12 protein-coding genes are annotated in these 16343 nt (G+C 68.9%); 4 read left to right on the plus strand and 8 right to left on the minus strand.

What is annotated here, in order from left to right:
* Positions 1–6: 6 nt before the first annotated feature.
* From ACGFI6_RS34490 to ACGFI6_RS34525, 8 genes are all read right to left on the minus strand, one after another.
* The gene (locus ACGFI6_RS34490) at positions 7–1221 is read right to left on the minus strand and encodes a DegT/DnrJ/EryC1/StrS family aminotransferase (RefSeq protein ID WP_393126149.1); all 1215 of its coding nucleotides are present in this window, start codon (positions 1219–1221) and stop codon (positions 7–9) included.
* Entirely contained in the window at positions 1221–2873 is a 1653-nt protein-coding gene (locus tag ACGFI6_RS34495) for a hypothetical protein (protein WP_393126150.1), read from the minus strand. The genes ACGFI6_RS34490 and ACGFI6_RS34495 overlap by 1 nt, the downstream gene beginning before the upstream one ends.
* A 36-nt stretch (positions 2874–2909) precedes the next feature.
* Positions 2910–3797 (minus strand): carbohydrate ABC transporter permease, encoded by an 888-nt coding sequence (locus tag ACGFI6_RS34500; protein WP_393126152.1) that lies wholly within the window; start codon positions 3795–3797, stop codon positions 2910–2912.
* Complete coding sequence (locus ACGFI6_RS34505) at positions 3797–4690, minus strand: ABC transporter permease (protein WP_393126154.1); 894 nt, start codon at positions 4688–4690, stop codon at positions 3797–3799. Before ACGFI6_RS34505 ends, ACGFI6_RS34500 begins: the two co-directional genes overlap by 1 nt.
* Positions 4691–4845: 155 nt before the next feature.
* Positions 4846–6234, minus strand: a complete 1389-nt coding sequence (locus ACGFI6_RS34510) for an MFS transporter (protein ID WP_393126156.1) — start codon at positions 6232–6234, stop codon at positions 4846–4848.
* A gap of 153 nt (positions 6235–6387) precedes the next feature.
* Complete coding sequence (locus tag ACGFI6_RS34515; RefSeq protein WP_393126158.1) at positions 6388–8358, minus strand: ABC1 kinase family protein; 1971 nt, start codon at positions 8356–8358, stop codon at positions 6388–6390.
* Between the two features lie 75 nt (positions 8359–8433).
* Entirely contained in the window at positions 8434–9441 is a 1008-nt protein-coding gene (locus ACGFI6_RS34520; protein ID WP_393126159.1) for a LacI family DNA-binding transcriptional regulator, read from the minus strand.
* A 34-nt stretch (positions 9442–9475) separates the two neighbouring features.
* Complete coding sequence (locus tag ACGFI6_RS34525; protein WP_393126161.1) at positions 9476–10612, minus strand: glycoside hydrolase family 99-like domain-containing protein; 1137 nt, start codon at positions 10610–10612, stop codon at positions 9476–9478.
* Positions 10613–10796: 184 nt separating this feature from the next.
* On the opposite strand from ACGFI6_RS34525, the gene ACGFI6_RS34530 reads away from it, so the two are divergent.
* The 4 genes from ACGFI6_RS34530 to ACGFI6_RS34545 are packed head-to-tail and all read left to right on the plus strand — an operon-like array spanning position 10797 to position 16330.
* Entirely contained in the window at positions 10797–11906 is a 1110-nt protein-coding gene (locus ACGFI6_RS34530; RefSeq protein ID WP_393126163.1) for a sugar ABC transporter substrate-binding protein, read from the plus strand.
* Positions 11903–12928, plus strand: coding sequence for an ABC transporter permease (locus ACGFI6_RS34535; RefSeq protein WP_393126165.1), 1026 nt, complete (start codon positions 11903–11905; stop codon positions 12926–12928). The genes ACGFI6_RS34530 and ACGFI6_RS34535 overlap by 4 nt, the downstream gene beginning before the upstream one ends.
* Positions 12925–13683 (plus strand): ATP-binding cassette domain-containing protein, encoded by a 759-nt coding sequence (locus ACGFI6_RS34540; RefSeq protein WP_393126167.1) that lies wholly within the window; start codon positions 12925–12927, stop codon positions 13681–13683. Before ACGFI6_RS34535 ends, ACGFI6_RS34540 begins: the two co-directional genes overlap by 4 nt.
* Before the next feature lie 31 nt (positions 13684–13714).
* Positions 13715–16330 (plus strand): DUF4038 domain-containing protein, encoded by a 2616-nt coding sequence (locus ACGFI6_RS34545; protein WP_393126169.1) that lies wholly within the window; start codon positions 13715–13717, stop codon positions 16328–16330.
* Positions 16331–16343 lie beyond the last annotated feature (13 nt).

Consider the following 16343-nt stretch of genomic DNA (forward strand, 5'->3'; position numbering starts at 1 on the left):
GTGCCGTCAGGCGACCTGGTCTGCCGCGTGTTTGTACGCATCGGTCAGCGCATCGCCCAGAGCGTCGACGTCCGCGTCGCCGAATCCTTCGTTGATCAGCGCGATCACCAGCCGGCGCGCGATCAGGTCCTCGGTCACCTCGCAGCGCACGGAGGCGTAGTCGGGCTCGGTCGCCGCGGGCGGTGCGTGCAGCGGGTAGCCGGACGTCCCGTACGTCCGCTTCTCGGTCAGGACCGTCGTCCGGTACACGGGCCGCTGGAGATACCCGGCTCCGACCGGAGCGCCCGTCCCCGCAAGTTGCGCGACGTACTCCCGGTTCGTGAACCCGGTCGTCTCGACGTCGAGGACCAGCGGGTAGAGGAAGTACGAATGCCCCTCGGGACGTGGCAGCACGAGCCCGGGCAGGTCGCGCAAGCGCTCGGACAGCGCAGCAGCGACCTCGGTGCGACGCCGTACGACGTCCGGCAGCTTGGTGAGCTGTACACGGCCGATCGCGGCGGCCACCTCGCTCATCCGGTAGTTCAGCCCGAGCATCAGGTGATCGCGCTGACCGGTGTCCCGCGGCCAGCCCTTGTCCGCGAACAGTCGCATCCGCCGCGCGAGCTCGGGATCGTCGGTGACGGTCAGGCCGCCTTCGCCGGCGGTGATGTGCTTGGACTGCTGCAGGCTGAAGCAGCCGATCAGCCCGCGGGTTCCGGCGTACGTGCTGCCACCCGGCGGGACGGTCAGGTAGGCCTGCGCGCAGTCCTCGATGACCACGACGCCGCGCGGCGCGCAGACCGCCTTGATGCCCTCGACATCCGCGGGCCCCCCGAACAGGTGCACCACGATCACGGCCCGGGTCCGGTCGGTCAGGCACGCCTCGACCGATTGGGGCGTCAGGCAACCGGTCAGCGGATCCACCTCGGCGAACACCGGTACGGCGTTGTTCGACAACACGCCGAGCACGCTGCCGAAATCGGTCAGCGGCGGGACGACGAATTCGTCGCCGGGCTCCGGATCGACTGCGGCCACGGCCAGGTGCACCGCGGACGATCCGGACCCACTGGCCACCGCGTAGCCGGAACCGATCAGCTCGGCGAACTCGCGTTCCAGCGCATCGGCCTCGGTCCCGCCGACCCGCCACAGGCGGCCGGTCTCCAGCACCCGTGTGACGGCCGCGATCTCGGCCGCCCCGATCGTCCGTCCGCTGGCGTCGTCGACTGTCGGATAAGTTCTCATCAGCGCTCCTGAAGTGCCTTGTGCAGGTCGTCCCGCATCTGGTTGCCGCCCCGGTTCCGCCATTCGTCGGTGAACGCCTTCAGGTCGATGAGCGGCCGGCGGCCGGTGACGATCTGGTTCAGGTAGTTGCCCGCGACCTCGTCGAGCACCGGTTGGACGCGATCGGCGACCGTCGACGAGATGCCGTCGCACGGGTTGCTCACACCGGTCTGCACGACCTGCTCGCAGTACGCGATCATTTCCTTCGCCGCGGTCGGTTCACCGGCGACGTACCAGACGTTCGGGCGGTAGCCGTAGTACAGCGCGGCCGAGTCGGCGCGGAACTTGTCCTCGTCGATCAAGGTCGGGGCGTCGTTCTTCCAGGTCCAGTAGTCGTTCTCGGCACCGTTCATCAGATAGGTGTTCTCGGCGCTGCCGAACGGCGCCTTCAGGTAGTTGACGACCCGCAGCAGTTCGTCCAGCCGGCCGTCCTTCTTCGCCGCCTTGGCGCTCACCGCGACCAGCCCGTACACGGATCCGCCCAGCCAGTACGTACCGGTGCCACCGTCCGCGCCGGGGACGACGTACGGCACGATGCCGCCGTTCGACGCCCGGACCACCGCGTTGTACGGCGCCTGGTACCAGCCCGCGATCGAGATCGACAGGATCGGGAGCTGGCCGCCGGTGAACAGCCCGAGTTCCTTCTCGTTCTGCTGGCTGAGGGCGAGCGCGTCCGGGTGGAAGCCGCCGTCCTTCCAGAGCTTGACCGAGTACTCCATCGCCTTCGCGAACTCGTCGGACTCGAACATGTGGACGAGCTTGTCGCCGTCCTGCCGCCAGACGTTCGGCACCTTGAACATCTCGTTGACGAAGATGTTGCCGCCGCCCTTGCCGCTGAACGTGGCCAGCCCGAACGCCTTGCCGCCGTTCGCGCCGACGTTCCCCTTCGGTACCGCGGTCAGGAACTGGTGGAACTCGTCGGCGTTCGCGGGCGGCTTGGTGAAGCCGAGCTTGCGGGCCCAGTCCATCCGGATCCGGACCTGCTGGTTGGAGATCGGGACGTCGAGCGGGATGCCGTACAGGTTGTTGCTGACCAGTACCTGCTTCCACTGCTCCGGCCGCGTCCAGCCGATGTGCGGGTACTTCGAGATGCCGTCGCCGCCGAGGACGTCGTTCAGGTTCGCGAACGCGCCCTGGCGCAGCGCGGTGTTCGTCGCCGCGCACGGACGCAGGATCATCAGGTCCGGCAGGTCACCACCGGCGAGCATCGTGGCCAGCTTCTGTTCGTAGCCGTCGGCCGGCGAGATCGTCGGCGCCCAGTCCACGCCGAGCCGCTGGTTGAGGCCCTCCCAGTATTTGTTCCCGGTCAGCGGCTTCGGCTGGCCGCCCCAGGTCATCGTCAGGGACGTGACCTTGCCGCCCTTGCCGGGGACGTCGGCCACCGTCTTGACCAGCGGCCGCGGGTACTTCGAGTAACCCAGCGGTACGCCGGGAACCTTGGAGGTGATCGCGCCGGGAAAGGTCTCGGCGGGGATGTACTTCGGCACGGTGAACGAGCCGGACGCGCCCGAGGCGGTCTTGCCGCCCGAACTGCAGCCGGCGCCGAGGCCGGCCACGGCGGCGGCGCCCAGTCCGGCTTTGAGCAGGCTTCTGCGGCTGAAGGTGTTGGTCATGACGGTGCTCCTTCGAGGCTCCTTCGAGAGGGCAGGTCAGCCCTTGACGGCGCCGGTGAGGACGCCCTTGGTGAAGTACTTCTGCACGAACGGGTAGACGACGAGGATCGGCAGGGTCGCCAGCACCACCACCGCCATCTGGACGGCCTCGGCCGGTGGGACCGGTGCCTCCGGGTTCTGGATCTGCTGCAGCGACGAGCCGCGCAGCACGTACTGGTTGAGCACCAGCTGGATCGGCCACTTGGCCGAGTCGTTGAGGTAGAGGATCGCGTTGAAGAACGAGTTCCAGTAGCCGACCGCGTAGAACAGCGCGATCACCGCGAGCACCGCCCTGGACAGCGGCAGCACGATGCCGACGAAGATCTGCCACTCGCCGGCGCCGTCGATCCGGGCGGCGTCCAGGAGCTCACGGGGCAGCTGCAGGAAGAAGTTGCGCAGGACAATCATGTTGAACGCCGAGATCAGTGTCGGCAGGATCAGCGACCAGTACGAGTCGATCAGCCCGAGGCGCTTGACCAGCAGGTAGTTCGGGATGATGCCCGCGGCGAAGAACATCGTCACCAGGATCAGGTAGAGCATCGTCCTGGTCCCGGGCACGTCCTTGGTCCGGGTCAGGCCGTACGCCAGCGTCGCGGTGAAGAACACCGAGAGCAGCGTGCCGACGGTGGTGATGCCGATCGAGACGACCAGCGCCCTCGTGACGACACCCCCGCTCAGGATGCTCGTGTAGGAGCTCAGCGAGAAGTCGCTCGGGATCAGACCGATCTGCTTGTGCGAGTGGTTGCTGCCGAAGGACGCGAGGACCACGTACGCGAACGGGTACAGCATCACGAGCAGGATCAAACCGATCACGACCGCCTTGCCGATCCGGACCGGAGTGGACGGGCGCTCCAGCCAGAGCGGTGTACCGGTGCGGCCCGCCATCAGAACAACCCGTCCGTGCCGGCCCGCTTCGCGAGCTTGTTGGCGGCGACGACCAGGCAGGTGCCGACGACGCCCTTGAGCAGTCCGGCTGCGGTCGACAGTCCCCAGTCGCCGCCCACGACACCGCGGAAGTACACGAACGTGTCGAGCACCTGGGCGGCGTCCGATCCGACCGTCGGCTCCTGGAGCAGGATCTGCTCGAAGCCGACCGTGAGCACGCTGCCGATCCGCAGGATCAGCAGCAGCAACGTGACCGGCAGGATGCCCGGCAGCGTGATGTGCCAGATCCGCCGCCACCCACCGGCGCCGTCCGCCGCGGCGGACTCGTACAGCTCGGGGGAGACGGAGCTGATCGCGGCGAAGTAGATGATCGTGCCCCAGCCGATGTCCTTCCAGATCACCTGCGAGGTGACCAGGATCTTGAACGTGTCCGGGTTCGCCATCACGTTGACGTGGTCGGCGCCGAGCGCGCCCATCAGGTCGGCGAGCGGCCCGGCGCCGCCGACGACCGCCTGCCAGATCGCGATCACGATCACCCAGGACAGGAAGTGCGGCAGGTAGACGACGCTCTGCACGATCCGCTTGGTGCGCTCGGAGATCAGCGAGTTCAGCAGCAGCGCGAGGGCGATCGGCGCCGGGAACGCGAACACGATCTGCAGCACGGCGATGATCAAGGTGTTCTTCAGTGCGATCGCCACCGACGGGTCGCTGAAGATCGTGGCGAAGTTGTGCCAGCCGACCCACTCCGAGCCGGAGAAGCCCAGGAACGGCGAGTAGTTCTGGAACGCGGCGATGTTCCCGAGCAGTGGGAGATAGGCGAACACGACGAAGAACAGGAAGCCCGGGACGGCGAACGCGTACATGCCGCGCTCCCGCCAGATCCTCGTCAGCATCCGTCGCCTCACACTCCCGCAAGGAATTACGGTCGGGACCGAATTACCAATTCGGCCTCACCGTAAATGCGGGATTACGGCGTGTCAAGGCGTGATTGTGCCTGAAACTGTTCTGCTGCGCGCAGCTTCGATCAATCTCGAAGCCTGCGAGGGGCTCAGGAGCGGCGGGCCCGGGGGGCCGCAAGGAAGCCGAGCAGGGCGAGGACGGCGCCTGTCGTGACGATCGCGCCGAAGACCCACGCCTGCGGGTCGTCGGCGTTGAACGCGAGCAGGGTGCCGCTGACCGCGAGGGCGGTGGCGATGCTCATCGTCGCCGCCATCTGCCCGGAACTGCTGTTCCGGCCGGAGTTGTTCTGGTCGGACAGGTCGAGCGTCAGCACCGACAGGCTGGACGAGCTGAGCCCCATCCCGATCCCCGCGAAACCCCAGCCGATCAGACCGATCCAGCTGGTCGCGTCGGTCCACGCGAGCAGTGATGTCACGGCCAGTCCGATCGTCATGAACGCCAGCCCGGTTCGCATTACGGCGATCCGCTCGAACCCGTGCTCGCGCCCCTGCAGCCAGGACCCGAAAGCCCAGCACACACCGGTGATCGACAGCGTCACACCGGCCCGCGACGGGCTGAAGTTGTGCTGCAGCGTGAGCAGCAGCGGGAGGTACGATCCGGTCCCGGCGAACGCCGCTCCACCGAGTCCTCGGACCGCGACCACGGCGGGGAACCCGCGACCCGCGGTGAAGGTCCCTGCGGGCATCACGCGGACGGCGGCCAGCCCGAGGACCACGAGCGCGACCACAACCGCCGTACCGCCGATGATGGGATGCGCTTCCAGGTGGTCACCGGCCAGCGTCATCGAGAACAGTGCGACGGATGCGGCGAGCGCCCAGGGGAGAGCAGCACGCCAGGCCGCCAGTTCAGCCGCGTCCTCGGCGGTGCGCTCCGGGGCGGGTACGTCGGCAGCCTGCCGCATCGCCGGGCGCAGCAGGAGCCAACTGGGCACGAGCAGAGCGACCGCGCCGAGGAACACCCAGCGCCAGCCGAACTGTTCCGTGACAACGCCGGTCAGCACCGGACCCAGTACTGAGGGCAGAATCCACATCGCCGCGAACAGCGAGAACATCCGCGGCCGCAGGACGGCGGGCAGGGCACGGGCGACGAGCACCATCAACGAGACGTCGAGCAGGCCCTCGGCGAGACCGCTGAGCAGCCGCCCGGCGATCACCATCGGCATCGCGGTCGCGGTCCCGACCAGGAGTTGCGCGAGCGCGAACGAGATCGCGCCGGCGCGCAGCGTCGGGATCGGGCCGCGGCGGTCGGACCAGAGGCCGGCGATCGCGAGCGAGATCAGGTAGCTCGCATTCGGCGCCGCGTTCGCCAGCCCGAAGCTGCCGAGCGCGTCGAACTCGCGGACCATCGTCGGCAGCGCCGTACCGACCGCCCGGTTCTCGAACGCGCCGAGCGTGACGAGCCCGATCACCCCGAGCACCAACGGCAGGTGCTGTCCGCTGAACAATTTGGGCCGGGGCACGGCGGCCGTGGTGCTCATGGGGCCTCCCGCTCTGGACTGAGGAGTGGAGGGAGCGAAGCGACCGGAGCGACGAGGGAAGAGCGGGAGTTCCAGCCCCATGAGCCGCCGCGACGGAGTCGCGGCATCAGTACAGTCATGCTCGCTATCGTTGAAGTTCAAGCGAGGTTGAAGTCAAGCTTTGCCCGGGAGGCGGAAGACCAGGACCAGGACGCGGAGCACCAGGACCACGCAGATCACCAGCAGGTTGTAGCCGAACAGCTGGAACAGCGACATCGTCGGAGTGACCTTCGGGCCGCCCGGCGTGCCGAGCAGCAGGACGGCCATGATGCCGGCGGTGGCGCCGAGGATCGCGAGCAACGCCTGGTGCAGCAAGCCGGTGAAGTGCCGTCGGTCGCGCTCGTCGGCGAGCAGCCGGACGTTCACGCCGAGCCGCCCGCTCTCCGCGGCGGCCGCGATCCGGTCGATCCGGCGCGGCAGCCGGCGCAGCATCGGCAGCAGGTGCGTGAGCTCCTCGGTCGCCGTCCGGCGGAGCGAATCCGGGGTCAGCCGGTCGGTGACGTGCGCGGCGGCGAACTGCCGCGACGCGGCCACCAGGTCGAACCCGGGGGAGATCCGGGAGATCGTGCCCTCGATCGTGGCCAGGGCCCGGAACACCGCGGCGACCTCGGGCGGTACGCCGAGTTCGTGCGAGGTGATGATCTTGAACAGGTCGTTGAACATCGCCGGGCCGAGCGCGACGCCCGCGGCCAGGTGCTTGGTCATGAACTGCCCGACCGCGCGTTCCAGGCCGCGCTCGTCGATCACGTCCGGCCGGTCGACGATCTCGAGCAGCGCGTCGGTCGCCGAGACCGGGTCGCCGTGGTCGACGGCGAGCAGGAACCGCTGCAGGGCCTCGCGGGTGGCTGGGTCCAGGCGTCCGACCGAGCCCAGGTCGAGCATGCCGATCCGGCCGTCGGTGAGGAGCAGGAAGTTGCCCGGGTGCGGGTCGGCGTGGAACACCCCGTCGATCGCCACCTGACCGAGCAGGCACTCGAACAGCGATCGGCCGAGCCGGTTGCCGTCGAGCCCGCGCTCGGTGATCGCCTGGTTCGCGTTGCCGAGGCCGACCCCGTCGAGGCGCTGCATGGTGAGGACCCGGCGGGTACTGCGCTCCGGGTACAGCCGCGGCACGACGAGATCATTGCTGCCGGCAACGGCACTGCCGGCCGCCACCGTGGCCATGTTGCCGGCCTCGACGGTGAAGTCGAGCTCCTCGCGCATCGCGTCCGCGAACCCGTCGGCGAGCGCACGGACACCCATCGAACGGCCCCAGTCGGTGTTCCGGTCCAGCACCCGGGCGAGCCGCCGGACGATGTCGAGGTCACGATCGACCAGGGTCGCGATCCCGGGGCGCTGCACCTTCACCACCACGTCGGACCCGTCGGCGAGCTGCGCGGTGTAGACCTGGGCGACCGAGGCGGCGGCGAGCGGCTCGGTGTCGAAGGCGGCGTACAGCTGGGTCGGCGACGCACCGAGCTCGTCGGTGAGGACCTCCTCGATCTGCGCCCACGGTGCCGCCGTGACCTGGTCCTGCAGGCGGCTCAGCTCCTCGGCGACCGACACCGGGATGATGTCGCTGCGGGTGGACAGCACCTGTCCGAGCTTCACGAACGTGACGCCGGCCTCGTCCAGCGCGAGCCGCAGCGACCGGGCGAGGTCCGCCTGGCCGGCCGCGTTCTCCCGGCCGGGGCGCCGGCGGCCGCGCAGGTACGGGCCGAGACCGTGCTTGATCGCGATCCGGAGGATCTGCAGGTACCGGCGGGTGCGGGCGATCCGGCCGCTCAGGTCGCGCAGCAGATCCCGTGCCCGCGGCAACGATCCGGTCGGCACCATGGCCTCCGCCAGCACCAGGAACACCAGCCCCGCGAGCATCGAGCAGACCGCGATCAGCGCCATGTACGCGATCGCGGCGCCGTTCGACCCGGTCCACGGTGGCTGCCCGATCATCGCGATCGCGAGCGGTCCGGACACGCTCAACGTGATCAGCGCCCCGACCGCGAGCCGCCCGACTCCGAACCGTACGCCGAGCAGCCGTTGCGAGATCGGCACGAAGATCACCATGAAGGCGACGAGATTGACCAGCCTGAGCACGACGACGTCCATGCCGGAAACCCTAGAGATCAAAGGTGTCTCGGCAACTCCCCCACGCGGGTGAGCCGACCCCGAGCCTTGTCACAGTCAGGCCCCGGTGGAGTCGCGGACGACCAGCTCTGGGGCGAACGCGATCTCCCGGTGCGGGCTCGCCTGGTCGTCGGCACGCTCGAAGAGCAGCTCCGCGGCGGAGGCGCCGATCCGGTACGCCGGCTGCCGCACGGTGGTCAGCGGTACGACCGCGAGCTGGGCGTCGGTGATGTCGTCGTACCCGACGATCGCCAGGTCGCCCGGGACCGATCGCCCGCTGCGGATCAGCGCGTTGACGATCGCGATCGCGATCAGGTCGTTGCCGCACAGCACCGCCGTCGGCCGCGGACGCATCGCCATCATCTCGTCGGCCAGCTCGCTGCGCTCCCGTACACTGCGGCCGGCGGCGTCCAAGCGGTGCAGCGTCGAACGGTCGGCGCCGCGCTCGTCCAGAGCGTCGAGCGCGCCCTGGTACCGGGCCTGCATCACGAGCTCGCCGCCCGGACCACCGGCGAACAGGACCTCCTGGTGGCCGAGGTCGAGAAGATGCCGCATCGCGAGCTGCCCGCCGAGCCGCTGGTCGAGCGTGACCCGCGAGGTATTCAGCGACATCCCCTCACCGCCGACCACGACGATCGGCGTACCGACCGCCTCCAGGTCGCCGAGGTCGGGAGGCATCGCGGCGGTCGCCGAGATCACCAGCCCGCCGACCCGCATCTCCGCGAGCCGGCGGATGTACAGCGACTGCCGCTCGGCGTCGCCGGCCGTGTCGCAGTAGACCAGGACGTCGCCGCGGCCGCGGGCCGCGTCCTCGACGCCGCGGGCGATCTCGGTGAAGAACGGGTTGCCCGCATCCGGCACGAGCAGCCCGACGGTGTGCGTGCGGTTCCCGCGCAGCGCCCGTACGGCCCGGTTCGGCACGAACCGGGTGACCTCGATCGCCCGCTCGATCCGGGCCCGGGTGTCCGGCGAGACCGTCCGGGTCCCGTTCAGATAGTTCGACACGGTGCCGAGCGAGACGCCGGCCAGCGCCGCCACGTCCTTGATCGTCACGCTCCGCGCCACAGAAACCCCTCGCACCACCCGGAAGGCTCACATCCTAGTGCCCGAAGACCTCCCGGATCATTTCCAGGAAGGCGTGCTGGTGGTGGGTGTCGGGCAGCAGGGCGGAGCCTTCGGTCCATTCGTTCCAGGCATTGATCGTGACGATCGGGTGCGGCGGCCGGTGCTTCTCGAGGAACGCCTTCGCGGCGAGCAGCCCGTCCCGGAACTCTTCCGGCGTCGCGTCCCACACCGGCGTCCACGGATAGCCGCCGCGTTCGAAGGCGGATGTCTGCTCGGTGCGTGGCGAGGCGTCCCAGCCGACGGTCACGTTCGGATAGAACGGTACGTCGAGCTCGGCCGCGAACTTCTCGTACTCGGCGAACGCGGCCTCCCGCATCGGCCCGATGTCCGCCACCGGGAAGTCGAAGTCGCGCGCGTCGGCGTGGTGCACCCAGACGTACGACGTCGCGGACGCGAACCCCAGCGCGCGCACGAGTTGCTGCGGGTCGTCGACCGTGACAGCGGCCGGCAGGACGGCGATTCCCCAGACGACGGCGTCGAAGTGAATGCCCGGATGCCCGGCCCGGCGGGCCTCCTGGTCGAACCAGCGCAGGGCGTCGGCGGCCTCGTCGACCCCGCCGAGGCCGGTGATCAGGTTGCCGAGCTCGTAGATCGAGAACCACGGCCGGCCCTCGACGGTGAGGTAGTTCGGCCGGGAGAAGTAGTTGTCGATCACGTGCCGCCCGAGCTTCTCGAACGCGGCGCGGTCGATCGCACCCTGCTTCAGCTTGCGCGGCGTGCCCTTCGCGGGATCGCCGTGCGGGAAGATGTCGAGGAGCTCGTGGTTCGCCCACATCAGCGCGAACTGGACGTCGTCGCTGTTCGCCGCGGACAGCAGCCCCTCGTCGAGCGCGGCCTGCAGGTACGGCCCGTCGTCGTACCAGTAGTAGTCGACCAGGAAGCCGTCGACGCCGTACTCCTTCGCGAGGCCGATCTCCGCCTCGGCAGCCTCGGGTGTGGCCTCGTCGGCGTACCCCAGCAGCGGGATCCGCGGCTGCCGGTGGCCGGCGAACCGCGGCGTCGCGGAGCGCAGCAGTTGCCACTCGTCCCAGTCCGCTCCGAACCAGCGCTCGTTCCGGGGGTCGCGGTGCCAGCCGGGGAAGTAATAGGCGAGGACCTTCGGGCGTTCCATCGATCACGCTCCAGTCTTGAAATATTTCAACCATGAGCCTAGATCGGGCCGTCGACGGCTGTCCAGGTTGGCTGTCCGGGATCGGACAACCCTGCTCACGAGGCCTTGACGAGGTTCGGGGCCATCCTTACAGTCCGAGTGTTGAAACATTTCAACAACTCCTCTCGAGAAGCAAGGAGAGCCCATGCGTCCGCGACGTACCCGGCCGGCCGAACACGCGCTCGCCACCGTGGTCGGCACCGCCTGCGTCCTGCTCGCAGCGACCGCCTGCTCGGCGGGCGGCGGGCAGGACAGCACCTCGGACGCCGCCGGTGCGGCGTCGACGGCCACCTACTCCGCGGCGGAGATCGCGTCCGCCACCGGGACCTACAAGGTCAAACCGCTGTTCGCCGTCCCGAAGACGCTGCCGAAGAAGTACCGGCTGGCGTTCCTGAACCCCGGCCTCAGCTACCCGTACTTCGCGACCTGGGCGGACGGGATGAAGGCCGCCGCCAAGTTCTACGGCGTCGACCTGGATCAGGCCGACCTGAACTTCAAGTACGACACCCAGCTCGACCAGTACAAGCAACTGGCGGTGAAGCTGCCGGACGTCGTCGGCTCGCAGCCGATGAACGACGCCACCTACAACCAGGCCCGCCAGGACAAGGCCAAGCTGGTCCTGATCGACGGGTCGTTCAAGGACGTGCCGCACTTCGGTGTCGACGACAAGCAGGTCGGCACGCTGTCGATCGACACGATGACGGCGGCCGCCAAGGCCAAGCTGGCCGGTCCGTGGAAGGGCCGGAAGGTCCTGGTGGCCGGGCTGACGTCGGCGAACTGCGAGCCGTGCGACGCCCGGGTGAAGGCCGCGTTCGCGCAGGCCGGCTCGGCGCTCGGCATCCCGGCCGCGAACATGACCATGCTCACCCCGCAGGGCCAGGACCCGACCACGTCGGCCGGCACCACCTTCAACGACTTCCTCACCGCCCATCCCGACGACGCCGTGCTGGTGGTCTCGTACGGCGACGAGCCGGTGATCGGTTCGGTCAACGCGGCCAAGGCGGCCAACCGGGACGGCGATATCCTTGCCGTCAGCAACGGTGGGGACAGTGCGGCCCGGCTGGCACTGCGCGATCCCAGCAACGCGGGTGTACTGGTCGCCGCCGTCGACTACCAGCCGTACGCGGAGGGCTGGAACTGGGTCGAGGCCGCGATCGCCACGGCGATGGGGAAGCCGTTCGAGACGTTCCGGGTCGACCGGGTGCTGACCGCGGCCAACGTCGACCAGTTCTACCCCGGGGACAGCAAGCGATGACCGGAGCCCACGGGGTCCTCGGAGTCCTCGATCCACGCCGGCTGTTGGGCCCGGCGCCGAAGTCCGGCCGCGCGGGCCGGCGCCGGGTCTCCGACCGGGTGCTCGACCTCGGCATCTACGTCGCGCTGATCGTGCTCGTCGTCTACTTCGCCCAGGCGTCGCCGTACTTTCTGACCCAGCGCAACCTGCTCAACGTGGGCGCGGCCGTCGCGGTCACCGGCGTGCTGGCGGCCGGCATGACGATCGCGCTGATCGCCGGGCAACTCGACCTCACCGTCGGCGCGAACATCGCGCTGACCAGCGTGGTCGTATCGCTCGCGATCGAGAGCCTCGGGTGGAGTACGCCGATGGCCGTGCTGCTCGGCCTTGCCGTCGGTGTCGGGATCGGGCTCGCGAACAGCGTGCTCGTGGTTGCTGTCGGCATCAATTCGATCATCGCCACGCTCGCGCTCGGGATCGTGCTGCGTGGCATCGCGCTGGTCAGCACCGGCGGGCAGACCGAACCGCTGACCAATCTCGCGTTGCCGGATGCACTGCAGCTGCGGCCGCTCGGAGTGCCCACGACCGTGTGGATTCTGGCGGCCGTGTTCTTCGTCGGTTGGGTGCTGCTGACGTTCACCCGGATGGGGTGGCACATCTACGGGGTCGGCGGGAACGCCAGTGCGGCCCTGCGCGCCGGGATCCGGACGAAATGGCTGTACACCGGGGTGTTCGTCACCACCGGCGTACTCGCCGCGATCGGCGGCATCATCACCACCGGGACGTCCAGCAGCGGCGGTCCCAACTACGCCAACGGCGCGGAGTTCGACGTACTGACCGCGGTGCTGCTCGGTGGCATCGGGCTCGCGGGCGGTTCGGGACGGATCCAGCGCACCCTCGCCGGCGTCCTGGTGATCGGCGTGCTGAACAACGGGCTGACCCTGCTGTCGGTCAGCTCCTACTACCAGCAGCTCGCCCGCGGCGCGGTCTTCGTCCTGGCCGTCGTCCTCGGCGCGATCGGTGAACGGCGGAGGGCCCGATGACCGCACCAGTACTGGCGGCCGACAGCGTCGGCAAGTTGTTCGGCCATGTCCGGGCGCTGCAGGACGTCTCGTTCGACCTGCACCCCGGAGAAGTGCTCGCGGTGGTGGGTGACAACGGCGCCGGCAAGAGCACGTTGATCAAGATCCTGTCCGGCGTCTACGACCTGACAGAAGGCCGCCTGCACGTCCACGGAAACCCGGTCACGTTCGGCAAACCCGCCGACGCGACGGCGGCGGGGATCGCGACGGTCTACCAGGATCTCGCGCTCGTCGACACCCGCGACGTGGCCCAGAACCTCCTCCTGGGCAGGGAGTTCCGCCGCGGGCCGTTCGTCGACCGGCGGCGGATCTACCGGGAGGCCGAGCGGATCCTGTCCGGGCTGACCATCCAGCTGCCGTCCGTAAGGGTCCCCGTCTACCTGCTGTCGGGTGGCCAGCGGCAGGCCGTCGCGATCGCCCGCGTCCTGATCGGCGGCGCGGAGGTCGTGATCATGGACGAGCCGACCGCGGCGCTCGGCGTCCAGGAGTCCGAGCGGGTCCTGCGTCTGGTCCGCGACCTGCGCGACGCCGGGAAGGCGGTTGTGCTGATCAGCCACAACCTGCAGCAGGTATGGCAGACCGCCGACCGGATCATGGTCATGCACCTCGGGCGGGTGGCCGGTATCCGCCGCCGTACCGAGACCACGGTCGACGAGATCGTGAAGCTGATCGTTTACGGGGACGCACCTGTTGCCGATGGCGTGGGAAGGACCTGAGATGCGCTCGACCTTCGTGAGGGTGTTGGCTGTGTTGGTGACTCTGTCCCTCGGGACGCTCGTCGTGCCCGGTGCCGAGGCCGGCGGGGCATCGGCGTCCTACACCGTCGAGACGTGGCGGTCCCTCGAGATCCCCTTGACCGCGCGTGCCACGTACGCCGACCCGTTCGCCGACGTACAGGCGACCGCGACGTTCCGAGGACCGCAGGGGAGAGTCATTACGCGGCCCGCGTTCTGGGACGGCGGTTCGTCGTGGAAGGTGCGGTTCGCTCCACCGTCCGCGGGGACGTGGACGATGCGTACGAGCTCCAACGACGCCGGACTCGGCAACGTGTCCGCGACGATCCGGGCCGTACCGTACCAAGGCAACCTGGAGATCTATCAGCACGGCTTCCTGAAGCCGAGTGCGGACGGGCACTACCTGCAGCACGCCGACGGTACGCCGTTCTTCTACCTCGGTGACACGCACTGGATCCTGCCGCACGAGCGCACCGACCAGTTCAAGTACACCGTGGACAAGCGCGTCGGGCAGGGCTTCACCGTGTTCCAGTCCGAGCCGATCTGGCAGCCGCACGGCGGCGTCCACGACCGGCCGGACGAACAGCCGCAGGCCGATCTCACCAACGGCCTGACGAGCGCCGACCTGGCCGGCTTCGCCCAGCTCGACCAGAAGTTCGCGTACGTCGCCGACGCCGGTCTCGTGCACGCGAACGCGATGATCTCCTGGGCCGCGCAACCACACGACAACCCCGCGGTGATGACGCCTGAGTACATGGCCGCGGTGGCGCGCTACTGGGATGCTCGCTACGGCGCGTACCCGGTGATCTGGACCGTGGCGCAGGAGATCGACAACGACTTCTACGGTGTGTACGCCGGTGACGCGATGGCGCCGTGGACGGCCGCGATCACGGCGCTCGATGCGGCCGACGCGTACGACCAGCCGTTGATGCCGCACCAGGAGAACACCGACCAGACCAGCGTCGCGAACTCACGCTTCGGGACCGAGCCCTGGCACGACGGGTTCGCCGCTCAATTGCAGTACACCGACGGCTGGAACCTCGGGAAGGTCGCCGAGTACTGGGCTTCGGGCAAACCGAGCCTCGCCTACGAGACGCCGTACGAGGACTTCTGGACCGACGGCAGACACGCGTTGAGTGCGCTCTACAAGGCGTATCTGCTGGGGCTGCGCGGCTACGGGTACGGCGTGTCGGGCGTCTGGAACGACGTCTACTCCGCGCCGGGGGAGCCGATCGACGCCGGCACCGACTACGAGCTGCCCGCCCGGTACCAATGGTGGAAGACGGGCGCGGACCGGGAGACCGCCAATCAGCTCACGTACGGCGTCCAGTTCTTCCGCGGTCTGGACTGGTGGAAGCTCACGCCGCACTTCGGCGACCCGGCGTGGTCGGACTTCGGCTCCGGTGGCGACAACGTGCTGGCCAGTGACGGCAACAAGGCGTACGTCGCACTCTTCACCGGCGCCGGCACGACCACCGGCACGATCCGCAAACTCGATCCGGATCACTACTACACGGCCGAGTGGTTCAACCCTCGTACCGGACAACGCACGCCCGTCGGCAAGGTCGAAGCACCCGCAGGGGCCCTGATGCTTCCGCAGCGACCGTCCGCCGAGGATTGGGTCCTGTCGATCACCCGAGCCGCACCGATCGCCAACGCACCCCGCCAGCCCATCGCCGACCCACCCGGCGGTCCGTACCAAGGAACCACCTCGGTCGGTCTTCGGACGGCGACCGCCCACGCGGACATTCGCTACTCCACCGACGGCAGCACCCCGACGAAGCCGTACACGAAGCCGATGCAGCTCGCCGACCCGATGGACGTGACACTGCGAGCGGTCGCGACCCGCGACGGCCGGACGAGTACCACGATGACGGCCACCTATCGCCAGTCGTTGCCGGACCTGACGTCGGCGGCGACAGTCCCGCCAGAGGTTGCCGACCGCAACCGAAGCACCAGCTGGACCGGGACGACCCTCGAGGCGACGTTCAGGGGTGAGACGGCGCTCGACACGCTGATCGTGACCGGTGCCGGTGAGGCGTCGTACCGGGTGGAGTACCTGGACGGGCAGGTGTGGAAGACGGCAGCGTCCGGCGCGGGAACGATCGGAGGGGCCGGTGAGGGCACGGTGCTGACCTTCCCGCGGATCTCTACGTCGAAGGTGCGGTTCGTGGCCTCGGCGGCGGTGACGGTCAGCGAGTTGGGGCTGTATCGGCATCCGCTCGCCGACCCGCCGGATCTGACGTACGGCGGGACCTACTCGGCGAGCTCGAGCTGGGACGTGCAGCAGGTTGCGGCGAACGCGTTCGACGACGATCCGGGCACGAACTGGCAGGCCTGCAACGGTTGCTGGGCCGGGCAGTGGCTTGCGGTGGACTTCGGTCGCAGTACGACGTTCAACGCGGTCGCCGTGTCCGAGTACGCGAACCGTACGACCGCGTACCGGATCGAGTACTGGGACGGATCCGCCTGGCAGCCGGCGTACTCGGGGACCGGTGGTTTCGGGCAGAAGGGCGAGACGACCACCGTCACGTTCCCGGATGTCACCGGTAGCAAGGCGCGGATCCTCTACCTCAGTGGCAACGACAACGCGCCGATCGTCTACGAGCTGTCGGTCTACCGGCAGTGAACAAGCAGAAGCG

It is taken from the genome of Kribbella sp. NPDC048928 (genome assembly GCF_043197975.1).
In the GTDB taxonomy this organism is placed as follows: domain Bacteria; phylum Actinomycetota; class Actinomycetes; order Propionibacteriales; family Kribbellaceae; genus Kribbella.

Excerpts from the sequence above, each read along its gene's own strand:
- ACGFI6_RS34490 (WP_393126149.1), bottom strand. The coding sequence starts at position 1,221 with ATGAGAACTTATCCGACAGTCGACGACGCCAGCGGACGGACGATCGGG.
- ACGFI6_RS34495 (WP_393126150.1), bottom strand. The coding sequence starts at position 2,873 with ATGACCAACACCTTCAGCCGCAGAAGCCTGCTCAAAGCCGGACTGGGC.
- ACGFI6_RS34500 (WP_393126152.1), bottom strand. The coding sequence starts at position 3,797 with ATGGCGGGCCGCACCGGTACACCGCTCTGGCTGGAGCGCCCGTCCACT.
- ACGFI6_RS34505 (WP_393126154.1), bottom strand. The coding sequence starts at position 4,690 with ATGCTGACGAGGATCTGGCGGGAGCGCGGCATGTACGCGTTCGCCGTC.
- ACGFI6_RS34510 (WP_393126156.1), bottom strand. The coding sequence starts at position 6,234 with ATGAGCACCACGGCCGCCGTGCCCCGGCCCAAATTGTTCAGCGGACAG.
- ACGFI6_RS34515 (WP_393126158.1), bottom strand. The coding sequence starts at position 8,358 with ATGGACGTCGTCGTGCTCAGGCTGGTCAATCTCGTCGCCTTCATGGTG.
- ACGFI6_RS34525 (WP_393126161.1), bottom strand. The coding sequence starts at position 10,612 with ATGGAACGCCCGAAGGTCCTCGCCTATTACTTCCCCGGCTGGCACCGC.
- ACGFI6_RS34530 (WP_393126163.1), top strand. The coding sequence starts at position 10,797 with ATGCGTCCGCGACGTACCCGGCCGGCCGAACACGCGCTCGCCACCGTG.
- ACGFI6_RS34535 (WP_393126165.1), top strand. The coding sequence starts at position 11,903 with ATGACCGGAGCCCACGGGGTCCTCGGAGTCCTCGATCCACGCCGGCTG.
- ACGFI6_RS34540 (WP_393126167.1), top strand. The coding sequence starts at position 12,925 with ATGACCGCACCAGTACTGGCGGCCGACAGCGTCGGCAAGTTGTTCGGC.